This is a genomic window from Gluconacetobacter sacchari (genome assembly GCF_014174255.1).
Classification (GTDB): domain Bacteria; phylum Pseudomonadota; class Alphaproteobacteria; order Acetobacterales; family Acetobacteraceae; genus Gluconacetobacter; species Gluconacetobacter sacchari.
The window spans coordinates 1-12,865 of record NZ_JABEQJ010000028.1 but is presented as its reverse complement, the minus strand read 5'-3'; the positions used below and the strand labels follow the sequence as shown (position 1 = coordinate 12,865).

The following is a 12,865-nucleotide window of genomic DNA, read 5'->3' as shown; positions in this document are numbered from 1 at the left end:
AATGGACAGCGGGAAAGGGACGGCAGGACGCAACCCTGGCCCACTGCCGCCGGGGCCGATCGCCCCCGGCCCCGGTGGCCTGGAACGATCGGTGCCCCCGGCGTGTCGACGGCGGTCAGTGCGACAGGGCGGCCAGCCACGGGGTGAGGTCGGCCTGGGCCCGGGCCGCGATGGCGGCATTGGCCGCGATCAGGTCCGTGGCCTTGTGCGCCTCGATCCTGGCGCCGGTCGAGGCCGTGGCCGAGGGATCGGCGGCCAGGGCCTTCGCCACGTCCGGGTTGAACGAGTGCGACGCGATGGCCGGCAGCAGCGCGGATTGCGACCACGGGGCCAGGCGCGCGCGGATCTGCTTCTGCGCCTGCGGGTCCTGCACCAGCGACCAGACCAGGTCGGGATGGTCGCTGCCGGCGGCCGTCCATGCCAGCGCGTGGGCGACGCGGCCATTGGGGATCACGCCGCTATAGGCGATCTGCACGGTCTGGCGGATCAGCGCGGGATCGCGCGCCGAGGCCAGCGCGCCGAAGAAGCGCAGCTTGTCCTCGGTGCTGGTGGCCGCGCGCAGCAGCCGGACAAGGGTGGCATAGGTCGCGGCATCGGCATGCTGGCCGACGACCCGGGTCACAGGGTCGACCAGGCTGGGCGGCAGGCTGGCGGGGTCCTTCACATAGGCGGCGAAGCGCGCCTGCGCGCCGCTGATCACCGCCGGGTCGTCGAACAGCCCCAGCGCCGAGATCACCTGCGGACGCAGCAGCGTGTCGAGGAAGGATTCATCGGCGCGCGGCGTCCAGCCCAGCCGCGCCAATTGCGGCCCCAGCAGGGCGCGGGCAAAGGCATGGAAGGCAGGCCGCGACGGGTTGCCGCGCTCCATCGCATCCAGGTCCCGCAACCGTCCGATCGTGTCCTGCCAGACGGCGATATTGTTCTCATGCATGGCCGGCAGCGCGGCGACCAGGTTCAGCCAGGTCGACAGCGGTGCCAGCCCGGCCTGGAACAGCGCATACTGGTCACCCAGCAGATTGGCGCGGTCGGCGGCATTCAACTGGCTGAAGGCCTTGCCCAGCGCCGTGAGCGACGCCGAATCATAGGCGGTACGGTAATAGCCATTCTCGCCCGGATTGGCCTTCAGCGCCTGGCCGCACCCCGCGAACGTCAGGTGCGCCGGCTGGTCGGGCGTCAGGATGACGCGCTGCGCGGCCACGCCGGGCCCCGCGACGGTGACGGGGATGTTCCAGCGCGCGGGCAGCGGATGGGGATCGCTGATGGCGAAACGGCCTTCGGTCAGCGTCAGAATCGTCCTGCCGGCGTCGCAGGCGCGCCCGACCGTGACCAGCGGGATGCCGGGCTGTTCGGTGAAGCTGCGCGCGACGGTCGCCACGTCCTGGTGCGAAACCTGCGCCAGCGCGGCCCACAGATCGGCGCTGGTGGTGTTGCCGTAGGCGTGGGCCTTCATGTAGGCGCGCATGCCGTCACGGAAGATGTCGGGGCCCAGCCAGTCCTCGATCATCCGGATCACCATCTCGCCTTTCTCGTAGCTGATCCGGTCGAAGGCGGTATTGGCCTCGCTGACGTCGTGGATCACCTGCTGGATCGGATGCGTGGTCGGGTGCGCGTCCTGCGCCATTGCCTGCTCGCGCTCCTCATGCTGGCGCGGCCACATCTGCCAGGTCGGGTTGAAATGGTCGGTGGCCTTGGTCTCCATCCAGGTGGCGAACCCTTCATTGAGCCAGATATTGTCCCACCAGCCCATGGTCACCAGGTCGCCAGACCATTGATGGGCCATTTCATGGGCCACGACGACATAGACGGCCTCCTGTGTCGCGGGCGCGCTGGTCTTGGGGTCGAACAGCAGGTCGTCGTCGATGAAGGTGATGGCGCCCCAGTTTTCCATTGCCCCGGCCTCGTAGTTTCCGGGAATGGCGATTAGGTCCAGCTTGGGCAGCGGATAGGCGACGCCGAAATAATCGTTGTAATAGGGCAGGATCTGCGATGCGGCGCCCAGCGCGTAGCGTCCCTGCTCCTGCTCGCCGGTGGGGGCGTAGACATGGATCGGCGTGTCGCCGCCCTTGCCGCTGACGGCCTTCATGTCGCCGGCTACCAGCGCCAGCAGATAGGACGACATGCGCGGCGACGTGCCGAACACCACCCGCTTGGCATGCGCGCCGACGGGGGTGGATGATGCGATCGGCATGTTGCTGACGGCGGTGTAATCGGCCGGCAGCGTCGCCGTCAACTGGAACGTCGCCTTGAAGGCCGGCTCGTCCCAGCCGGGGAACATGCGGCGCGCGTCCGCGACTTCGAACTGCGTCACCAGCATGCGGTGCGGCTTGCCGTTGGCGGTGCGGTAATCGTCGTAATAGATGCCGTTCGGCGTGGCGGGAATCGGGCCGCGATAGACGATGGCCAGCTTGTGCGCGCCGGTCGCCATGGGGTGCGGCAGGGTCAGCGTCGCGGTCTGGTCCTTGTCGTCCTGCGCGATCTTCGCCGGCACGCCGTCGAGCGTGGTCGACGTCAGCATCAGGCCCGCCTGGTTCAGCGTGATGCTGTTGGTCGGGGCAGTGACGGTGACGTCGATCTCTTCATGCCCGCTCAGGGTCAAGCGCTTCAGGTCGGTGACGATCTCGATCCGATAGGCGGCGGGCACCACATCCTTGGGCAACTGGCCCGGCGTGTGTGCGAAATCGAAAGGGGCTTCGGCCAGGGCTGGTCCTGGAAACAGGGCTGTGCCTGCCAACAGAAACACGGCGATGGCGGGTTTGGGAAACATGCAGAAACTCCGATGTACTGGGCCGGCAATGTGGCCATCGGTCGGCATTGTTCTCCTATCGGTGACATAACGCAAATCAATGGAATATCTATTTTTCTTTAAAAAGAGAAAGTATCCCAAGATGCGGCTGTCCATAAAATTGAGTCCCGCGTCTTGGCGCTGATGCTATTGCCGGAACGAAAATTAGGCAGCGAGTCGGAAGGATGAAAGTATTCCCCATTCTTTATATCGATAAGAAAACAAATAAATAATAATTTAAATTTGTTCAGTGAGGGTATTTTCAATGCTATTGAAAAAAACATAATATTTTCAGTGTTTGGAATAATGAATTATATGTATTTCTATCTAATTCTCGGATGTTTCCCTGTAGTGCGGAAATTACATTATGTTTATTTATATAGTGATGGTTTGTTATGCGGGATTCTTTAACCAGACTCATCAGATAGAGTCGATTTTCTTCAATCCCCCGTATTGCAACAGGATCAAAAGTCTCCTTGATATAATTTTTTTCATACATATCCTCATTGAGGAGTATAGAAATGGATTTTCTTAGAATAGACCGATCGTGCCGATATCGGTGCGGCAGTCTGGATATGAATTGAGCAAGTTTGATGTTTTGGTACGGATATACGGGCCAGATTCCATAACGCAGCAGGCGCTGAGATCTGCTGGCTGATGAATACCAACAACTTGCTGCGAGCCATCCCGTAGGGTAGGCAATATGGGTGGTACGCGCGTAATTCAGACCGGTTTCAGTAAGAAACGAGCATCTGGAAGCCTCTTTTCCGGAACTACTGCGATCTTCGTCCGCGTACATTACATACAGCTCATCTCCTCCCAATCCTGAGATAAGAGTGTCCACGCCTATGGTTTTCGCGATATTGAGGCTCGCTTCAAAAATTTCCGGATAACTTTCATCCTCGGGCATGACGCCGTACCGGACCCGACGAAGACTGGTTTCGCCGAACGGAGCAAGACGCGCTGCCGGAAGGCTAAGATTATCGAAGCCACCTGCCTGTATCAGGGTGGCGCACCTTTTCTGTTGCGCGGCTCCCATCGCACCGTCGAATTGGGCAGTAACGCTCAACAACCCGGGGCCGAGAAGATTTTTTGTAACCATTGAACTCAGCGCGGAATCCATCCCGCCACTTAATTCTACCGCCGTTCGCCGATTTTCCAGGGGCCGGGCGTCTAACAGGGCTTCAAGGGCACCTATGAAGTGACGCTCGATATCGGTGCTATCAATATGGTCGAACGGGGGAGAGAAATGAACAGGTAAAGGAAGTGATGTTTTTATACCATGTCTCGATGCTGTAAGGGTCGCGCCTGCGGTCGTGCGGACGACCCCCTCAATGACCGTGCGATGACCGTAGGGCATAATACCTTGGATCTGGGTAAGCACGACGTCCCATGCAATTTCTGCATCAGTGTCTTTTAATAGGCGCCGATAATCCCAGTCGATAGAGACCCCCTTCGGATCATGCCTCAGGTAAAACGGAACGTAAACGACTGAAGAAATGTGGCAGGAAAAACTCTGTGATTTTTTGTTAATAATCACAGCCGAAAAATCTAAAGATCTAAGATGATAATAATTTATTCTGTCTTCTATCCATTCGTCATGAACAAATCTTTCTTCTAATAAGCCATCTGGCTCATCCGAAAATCGTTCACTATTGAAAATCGCGACACGATTCTCGCTGATCAATATTTCCACAAAAAGAAGTCGATGCCGAATCGGGTAGAGATAAGATGAACCCCAAAAAATCCCCCCACCTGTAACGGTAAGGGGATAATTGGAGGCATCAAAGTCTATTCGCCCATAAAACATAAATAATTTAATTGGCTATCTTTTATTACTCTGGAGGATAGCCGCCAATGGAATCCGACCCATCAATCCGTTTACGAACGATGGGGTTAACCTCGCGCTCGTTTACGCTCCCGACGAGTAGGGTATCGAGCTGGGAAAGCTTGTTCTGCAATTGAACAATTTTCTTTGAGGAAGACATAGCATAATCCCTTATATGGTTTCACGCACGCCAATCACCTGCTTCTATTTAAGGTGTAAAAGCAGGAATTAACATTCTCCTCTCTGATGTTATGTTCTGTCAAGGAAATTGAAGCTTGGTCGCAGTTTGTCCTACAAGAACATGGATTTGAGAAGCAGGGGGTGTACACCAGAGAAGTGAATGATCGGATTTCCTGGCTTCGACACGCAATTTTTCGGGCGTGTGATCGTCGATCAGAGCCTGTTTGGAAACGCGGATGGGCTTGCCGGCAGAACTCATTTCCAGACCATCTGTTGGATGGTAAATCCTTTATTGAGCCAGATACTATCCTGCCATCGCATCGTCATTGGCGACAAACGGCGCATCATCTCTACAAAAAAAGGGGGTGGTCCTGACGACCACCCCCCATGATCGCGTCGGGTTCGATCAGAGCCGGACGTTCACACCGAACTGGAAGGACCGCATGACGATGCCCTTCTGCGTCCAGGACGAGTTGTAGAGGTAGGAGCCGTAGGTCGAGTAATCGTACGGCGCCCGGAAGCCCAGCAGGTTGTAGACATTGGCGTAAACCGACCAGCGCGGGTTGATCTGGTAGTTGACGGTCAGGTCCACATCCCACCAGTTTTTCACGTGGCACTGGGTGCTCGGCGCGCCGACCGCGCCATAGCCCGACAGGGTGTAGGCGCAGCTATTGGTATTGGGGCCGTTCTGGTCTTCCGCGGTGGTCTTGTAGCCGCTGGTGTAATAGACCGTCGGCGTAACGCTCAGCCCTTTCCAGCTAAAGGTATTCGCCCAACTGGCCTTCCAGCGCGGCGTGCCGGACGCGGACACCTGCTCGTATGGCCCGATGGTTCCGGCATAGTGATAGACACTGCCGTCGGGCAGCGTCAGGTTGGAGGCATGCACGTAGGTGGCCGTGCCCCGGCTGAACCACAGCACATCATGCAGCGGGCCAGGCAGGTGGCGGGTGGCATCGATCGACAGATCCACGCCATTGGTCATGAAACTGCGGGCGTTGACGTACTGAACGGTGAAGAAGCCTGGAAGCGGCGGTGCGTTCGGCGCTTGGATGTCCGGAATGCCGGGCGTTGCCGCCAGAACGCCGGCCGGCAGCGGCGCGCCCGCCAGGAAGTTGTCCGCCGCGAGGGCCGGATTGGCGCTCGGGTTGGACATGATGTAGTTGGTTTTCTTGATGTAGTAATAATCGGCCGAGATATGGAGCCACTCCACCGGGCTGATGATCGCGCCGCCCGTGAAGTTGGTCGAAAGTTCAGGCCGCAGGTTGGGATTGCCCACCGTATTGAGGCCGATGTTGGTCGCATTCGTGGAGTAGGCGTCGTTATTGTGTGCCGCCGCGAAGGCCGCATTGTTGGGCGTCCAGCCCGTATAACCCAAGACCGAACCGTTCGTTTCAGCGAAGCTTGGCACACGGAAGCCGCGCGAGAAGGTGCCGCGCAACTGGAACTGCTTCACCGGCTTGAAATTCACGCCCACTTTCGGCGAGAAATGATGCATGCCGGTGGAATAATTATCGTAGCGGCCGGACACGTCCACGTTCAGCATCTTCACGATCGGCAGGGCGACTTCGAAATAGCCGGATTCCACCCACCGGCTGCCCTTGGCGCTGAAGGGATTGATGCCGACATATTCCGCCGCCGGATTGCTGAGGTTCGCGGGGTTGGCATTCGGATCGTTGACCGATTCCCAACGGATGTTGCCGCCGATGGCCAGGTTGACCATGCCGCCCGGAAGCTTGAACAGCCCCTTGCTGACATGCATGTCTTCGGAATATTCCTGCGACCGCGCATTGATCACGTTCTTGGGTGCGATGGAATTCAGTTCCGCCTGCGAGTTCGCACCCGGATTGGCGAAATTATAGGCGCCGCTGGTGATCGAATTCTCGATGCCGGCAACCGTGGGGTAGCCCGTGTTCACCTGCTTCAGCAGGGTATTCATGCCGACGAAATTGATGTCGTAATTCCAGTCCGAGCCCCATTTCGACGGCGCCCAGCCGGCATAGCGCATCGAACCGCGGAAATTCTGGCTGAATTCCGATGTATGAGGGTCCAGTCCGCCATACAGGGCCAGAATCTGCGCCGTCTGGCCCGTGGGGTTGTACGGGCTGGAGGCCGGCAGGTAGGTGTCCTGCGCCGTGGCGGTCAGGTAGGGGTTGGAGCCGATGGTCGAATAAGGACCGGTATAACTATAGAAGTTCGTCAGCGTCTGCGAATAGTTGAACATGGTGGTGAATTGCGAACGCGGCGTGACGTTGGCGGTGAAGTGCATCGTCGCGTTGACGCGGCGGATGTCGGGCAGGATCTGCTTGTAGTTGCCGACCGTGTTCTGGGTGCAGGCGGTGCTGATGCCCGGGGCACCCGCCACCGCGCCGCTGACCTGCTGACCCACGCTCGCGCATCCGGCGGGGTTTACCAGTTGCCACGGCCCCGTATTGGTGGGGTAGCTGCCGCCGGAGGGAGTCTGGGTAAGAGTTACTGGCGAGACGATCGCGCCGGGGGTGGCCGTGAAATTGCCGATCGTTCCGCCGGACACCACGTTGCTGTTGCCGTTGAAGCCGCCCGGAAGACCGCTGAGATCGCCCGTGTTGTACGGATAGCCGAGCTGACGGTTATACAGTGCGTCGTCCTGCTGGTATTCCGAGTTGATGTAGAGATTCCAGCCGTCCCTGTTCAGATCGCCCCAGCCGTAAGTGGCGTACAGCTTCTGGTGCCCCGTGTCGCCGCGCTGGCTCAACCCGCCTTCGGCATTGCCTTCGAACCCTTTGATCTGCTTGCGGGTGATGTAGTTGACCACGCCGGCCACGGCGTCGGCGCCATAGGTGGCCGAACCGCCATCCTGCATCACGTCTACCCGTTCCAGGATCGAGGATGGCATCCAGTTGGTATCGACGAAGTTGCGTTCGCCGTCGTCGGCCAGCGGGTAATAGGACAGGCGTTGCCCGTCCATCAGGACCAGGGTCGAGTCAGTGCTCATGCCGCGCAGCGACGGCGCGGATGCGCCGGCGGCGAACGCGCCGTTCGCGCCGAACGCGTTGGTCAGGTTGCCTGCGCCGTTGGCCGACAGCGCTTGCAACGCATCGGTCACGTTCTTGAGACCGCGCGCCGCCAGATCCTGGCGCGTGATCTGGGTGATGGGCGAGGCGCTGGCGAGGTTGGCGTCGCGGAACAGCGTGCCCGTTACGACGACATTCTCGGTCGCGGGGGAAGAATCCTGTGCGGACGCGACGCTTGCGGCACCCGCGAGGACCGACGCGTTGACCGAGGGTGCCGTGGCGGCGGGCATCGCTGCGCCCGGACCTGCCGCGACAGGGGCCACCGGCGCTGCGACGCGGGTTGACCGTGCGGCCCTGGACGGCTTCGCGGCTCTGGCCGTCCGGACATGGGGTTTATGCGGGGTCTGCGCCGCCGGCTGCGCGCTCTGGGCGAAGGCGGAGGAAGACATCACCCCGCTCATGGCCGTGAAAGCGAGAAGAAGAACGTTCTTTCGCCGCAAAGTTCGTGTGGTTATCGGCTTCATCTGTCGATCGCCCATGGATTTCTCCAGAATATTGACGTGAAGATTGGTAAGCAAGTGTCTTGATCGGTCGTCGGTGCCAAAGGCCACGCCAGGTCGTCCCATCGGAGAACATGTCTGAATCGGTCCGATTCAGACATGCGCAACGATTGGTCGCGTCTCATCTCGTTCCGGATGTCCGGTGCTGGCGATATCGCGTGGAACTCCCTTTGGCATGTGTCTTTGCCTGTTGCGGCACGTTAATGAAAACTACACATGAGAGGGGCGGGGCTGTCGACTGCCTGCATGCAGTTTGTGACAGATTTCTGTCGTTATGTTGCTGATAAGCAACATGGCGATGCGTCGATTTTGCCGGACGGTTCGCAGCCGCCGAAACGAATATCAGAAATTCATAAACTCGATTTAAATTATTACGGAAATCTATCAACTAATTTTTATGGGGAAAGAAGGCGCGATTTTTGTCATTCATTGCGGCGATGGCCTGTTCCGTGTCATGAATGCAACAGAGCATTGCTGGGCGCCGTACACGCGGTGTCATGGGCGGTCCGGTCATGACGCTGTGGCGCCTGACAGCGCGGGGCGTTCGAGCCTGTTTGGAAGCGCGTCAGATCGCCACTAGCGCGGGTCCGGAATGGACATTTCGGGCGGCATGGTCCGTACCTGATGCCCTGCCGCTGGGTGAGGCAGGGCAACGTCCGTGGCAGGCGGGTCGGTTCTTTGCTGGTCCGGTACCGGCACGTGCGGTCGAAAATCGCCCAGGATGATCGACGGGTCGGAGGCATGATCGTCGATAGCGGTGTATTTCAGCCCCGGCGCGGTCGTCTTTGCCGGACATCATCCATGCAGGTTATCGGTCCGGCGGATGAAATCGGCGGCATTGTCGTGCAGTTCCTTCAGCGCCGGCGCGTGGGCATAGACCATGTGGCCGGACATATATTGATGGATCTCGATATTGCCGGCCAGCTTGCGCGGGATCGGCAGATGACGCATTTCGAACACGCCTTCGAAATAGGGCGTGCCGAGATCGAAATATCCCTGGTTCAACTGCACCCTCAGCAGGGGATTTTCCTTCATCGCCATGGCCAGGTCAGGCAGCACGTTGGGAAGGCCGCGGTCTGAATGCGGGCTGTCGGGCTGTTCGTGGGTAAAGGACCATTTCCCGATGGAATGAGCGCTGGGTTTGTAGTCCTCATAGGTGCCGGTCGGGTTTTCTCCCCCATAATGCAGCGCGTCACGCACATAGTCGTTGAAGGTCGACAGATAGGCGGACCCCATGGACGAATCCATCGGGTCATAGAACGGCCGCTGCGACAGGGGGTCGATCGAGGCGCCGGAAAAGCGGCTGTCTAGTCGTCCGGTATCGATATCCTCGTCGCCCATGAGAGTCTTTTCGAACTCTCCACCGTTCACACGCAGGTTGGCGTGCTTGATGTACTCGACCGGCAGGCCGGTATAGGCGTGCAGGCGGGTGGCGATTTCGCTGAAGCGCGCATCGGAAATCGCCGTGCCGTCCTGTAGGGCGCTGGTGTAGTCGGTCAGGGCGAAGTGCTCGACCTCGTGCAGGAAGGCCTTCAGGTCGGCGGGTTGCTGCGGCAGTTTGTGATGATACCACGCCGTCGCGGCAAAGCTGGGCAGCGCCAGGACATAGGGCTGGTCGACGCTGGGATTGTTCTGAGGGCGATCGATGCTGTTGTCGTAATCCAGGATCTGCGACAGCAGCATCACGCCGTTCAGGTCGATCTCCTTTTCCTGCTTCAGCATGTTCGCGACGATCGCTGATCGCGTGGTGCCGTAGCTTTCGCCATAGAGATATTTGGGCGAATTGTAGCGGCGATAGCGGCCCAGGAACTGGGCGATGAAATCCGTGAATGCCCAGGCGTCGGGGTCGGTCCCGTAGAATGCCTTCTCCTTGTCCTTGCCCCCCAGCCGGCCGAAACCGGTACCCGGCGCATCGATGAAGACCAGGTCCGTCACGTCGAGCAGGCTGTCGTCATTGTCGATCAGCTTGTACGGTGCGGCGGCGGTATGCGCATCGTCCGCCGTCACGATCCGCCGGGGGCCGAACGCCCCCATATGCAGCCAGACCGTCGCCGAACCCGGGCCTCCATTATAGACGAAAGTAATCGGACGTTCGGTGCTCTTTACCCCCTTCTTGAAATAGGCAACGTAGAACATGGCCGCCACGGGTTCGTCCTCGGGCTTGCTCGTCTTTTCGGGTGTGGCGTCGTCCCAGTCCTGGGGATGGACGATCAGGGTGCCGGCAACTGCCTGATAGGCGATCTTCTGCCCTCGTACGGTCACCGTGCCGTCAGAGATTTTCTGCTGCGGCGAGAAGTCGAACGCGGCCGGTGGCCGCTTGGTCGCCGCCGTATCCGTATGGGGCGCGTGATCCTCGGCTCGTGCCGAAAAAGGAATGACGACATGTGACGCGAGCACTGCCATGGCTGCGCCGCAGAGAAGGAAGGATCGTTTCATTGTCTCTGTCTTGACCGTTATGCGGCACACGCGTGCGCCGTCTTGGCAAAAGGAGCGGATCATGCGAAGGCGGCGACTGTTCGATGAAGAAGCGGGAGGCGGGTCGGTCCGGGGACGAATTCTTCGGGAATTCTCGGAAAATCAAGTCCCATAAAGGAAAGAATATCAGTCTTCCTTTTGGCCTGACCAATCACGAGTTTCGTGCTCGTCATAAAATTTAGTTTAGAGACGTCAGGAAAGTTCCGTGCCACCGCACATGCGAAACAAAAAAGGCGGCGGTCTTGTGACCGCCGCCCTCGACCCGACGATAAACGTCGTGGCCGATCAGAAGTTCACGCCGGCCTGTAGGAAGAAATAACGGCCGATATAGAAGCCGCCATATTGCGCGGCACCGCTATTATCCGTGGCGCTGGCGATGAAGGGCGGGTTCTTGTTGTTGATGTTCTGGATGCCGCCCGTGAACTGCCACCGGCGCAGGCGATAGGCGAAGGAAATATCGTTCTGCACCATCGCCGGTGTCTTGTAGCGACGTGAACCGAGCGGCGTCAGGAAGTTGGTACCGTCGTTCCACTGCATGCCGCCGATATATTGCATCATGTAAGTGACCGAGAACGGACCATGGGTCCAGGTCAGGCTGGCGTAGTCACGCACCTTGGGCTGGCCGATGCCGCTCTGGTAGAGAAGTGCGCCCGTCAGGTTCACCCAGGGACCACCGGACACATATTGCTGCTTGTAGTTCACCAACTGCTGGAAGTTGTTCGAGATTGTGAACGAATCCAGCGCCGTTACCCGGAAATGGTAGTCCAGGTCCCAGTCGACGCCGCTTTCATGTAGGCCGCCCTGGTTGATGAAAAAGGCGTTGACGGTATCGATCTGGTTGGTGCCCGGATAGCGCAGAATGTCCGAGCAATATCCGGTGTTGGTGCCGGTATAGCACCCATCCACAATGGTCTGGGTCGGGATGGCGGAAATGAGGTTTTCGATCGTGTAGTGCCAAAAAGTGGCGCTGGTCGACAGGCCCGGGATCCAGCGCGGGGTGATGACCGTGCCGAAGGTATAAGTGCGGCCGGTTTCGGGGCTGAGGTGCGGGTTGCCGCCCGTCAGTGTCGGGATCTGGCCGGAATTGGCGTCCTGGAAGGTCGAGCTGTCGATGCCGGTCTTGGCGCAGTTTGCGACGACCGTGGGCGATAGGCCGCCATAACTGTCGGCCTGCGCGCACGGGTCGGTGGCCGCGATATAGCCGAGTTGCTGGCCCTGATACAGTTCATAGACGCTGGGCTGCCGGACCGAGGTGCCCAACGTGGCGCGGAAGCGGATATCGCGTGTCGGCGCCCAGTCAATCGAAGCCTTCCAGTTCTTGACCGAGCCGAAGGTGTTGTACGCCGAATAGCGGCCCTGAGCGTCGATCGTCAGGTCACGCGCCAGGAAGGCATGGTTGAGAAGGTTCAGGCTGCCTTCCAGATAGCCTTCGGTCACGTTGAAGCCGCCGCCCGTGGGTTTGGCGGTGTTCGTGAGGCTTTCGCCGGAGCCGACCAGCGGGTCGGGATGGTAGGCCAGTTGTTCGCCGCGATGTTCCATGCCAAGGGCGATGCCCAGGCTGCCGCCATGCTCATACGGCATCTTCACGACGTGGTCGTTATGGATGCGGGCGTTCAGGTCGCGCATCTGGTAGTAATATTCGCTGCTGGTCGTGTAGTTTGCGTAGCGCGTAGCTGACGGCGACAGGGTTGCGAACGGATTGGACAGGACGCAGCCTGCGGCGGCATTGCAGACCGACGGATCATAGACCAGCGCGCTGTTGGTATCGGTCGGATCGACTTGGCGCAGGCCATATTCTTGTAGCAGGTTCACATAGCTGCCGACGCCCTCGACACGTTCGTTCGTCTCGTTGGTGCCCCAAGTATAGGACACGTCGTAGTTCCAGCCGTGTGTGATTTCTCCGTCGACGCCCCATTTCACGGTCGTGGTGTCGCTGGCGGCTCTCCCGCCTCCCGGTTTTTTGAGACACTCGATAAGCACATGAGGAACGTGCGGAGGTGTCACGATGAGGAACGACCTGAAGAACGACGCGAAACGACCGGGGCATGGT

6 protein-coding genes and 1 pseudogene are annotated in these 12,865 nt (G+C 59.3%); 2 read left to right on the top strand and 5 right to left on the bottom strand.

Going from position 1 to position 12,865, the window contains the following annotated elements; translation table 11 throughout:
- Positions 1 to 115 precede the first annotated feature (115 nt).
- Together HLH48_RS17535 and HLH48_RS17530 are read right to left on the bottom strand one after the other, a co-directional pair.
- Positions 116 to 2,764: a M1 family metallopeptidase gene (locus tag HLH48_RS17535; protein ID WP_182998779.1), complete on the bottom strand. Its 2,649-nt coding sequence runs from the start codon at positions 2,762 to 2,764 to the stop codon at positions 116 to 118.
- 286 nt (positions 2,765 to 3,050) lie between these two features.
- Positions 3,051 to 4,478, bottom strand: a complete 1,428-nt coding sequence (locus tag HLH48_RS17530) for an asparagine synthase (RefSeq protein ID WP_264812283.1) — start codon at positions 4,476 to 4,478, stop codon at positions 3,051 to 3,053.
- A gap of 472 nt (positions 4,479 to 4,950) precedes the next feature.
- Here HLH48_RS17530 and HLH48_RS17525 point away from each other — a divergent pair, with 472 nt between their 5' ends.
- Complete coding sequence (locus tag HLH48_RS17525) at positions 4,951 to 5,181, top strand: hypothetical protein (protein WP_182998777.1); 231 nt, start codon at positions 4,951 to 4,953, stop codon at positions 5,179 to 5,181.
- A 15-nt stretch (positions 5,182 to 5,196) separates the two neighbouring features.
- Here the strand turns inward: HLH48_RS17525 and HLH48_RS17520 are convergent, their stop codons facing one another.
- Entirely contained in the window at positions 5,197 to 8,070 is a 2,874-nt protein-coding gene (locus HLH48_RS17520; protein ID WP_306309924.1) for a TonB-dependent receptor plug domain-containing protein, read from the bottom strand.
- Between HLH48_RS17520 and HLH48_RS23695 the strand changes: the two genes are divergently transcribed.
- The gene (locus HLH48_RS23695) at positions 8,042 to 8,344 is read left to right on the top strand and encodes a hypothetical protein (protein ID WP_306309923.1); all 303 of its coding nucleotides are present in this window, start codon (positions 8,042 to 8,044) and stop codon (positions 8,342 to 8,344) included. The two genes, HLH48_RS17520 and HLH48_RS23695, sit on opposite strands and share 29 nt — an antisense overlap.
- A 791-nt stretch (positions 8,345 to 9,135) precedes the next feature.
- Here HLH48_RS23695 and HLH48_RS17515 read toward each other — a convergent pair.
- Together HLH48_RS17515 and HLH48_RS17510 are read right to left on the bottom strand one after the other, a co-directional pair.
- Positions 9,136 to 10,776 (bottom strand): S10 family peptidase, encoded by a 1,641-nt coding sequence (locus HLH48_RS17515; protein WP_182998775.1) that lies wholly within the window; start codon positions 10,774 to 10,776, stop codon positions 9,136 to 9,138.
- 324 nt (positions 10,777 to 11,100) lie between these two features.
- A pseudogene (locus HLH48_RS17510) lies at positions 11,101 to 12,753 on the bottom strand (TonB-dependent receptor domain-containing protein); the annotation flags it as partial.
- Between the last annotated feature and the right edge of the window lie 112 nt (positions 12,754 to 12,865).

Bases quoted from the DNA above. Each gene is read 5' to 3' on its own strand.
- HLH48_RS17535 (WP_182998779.1), bottom strand. From the start codon at position 2,764: ATGTTTCCCAAACCCGCCATCGCCGTGTTTCTGTTGGCAGGCACAGCC.
- HLH48_RS17525 (WP_182998777.1), top strand. From the start codon at position 4,951: ATGATCGGATTTCCTGGCTTCGACACGCAATTTTTCGGGCGTGTGATC.
- HLH48_RS17520 (WP_306309924.1), bottom strand. From the start codon at position 8,070: ATGCCCGCCGCCACGGCACCCTCGGTCAACGCGTCGGTCCTCGCGGGT.
- HLH48_RS17515 (WP_182998775.1), bottom strand. From the start codon at position 10,776: ATGAAACGATCCTTCCTTCTCTGCGGCGCAGCCATGGCAGTGCTCGCG.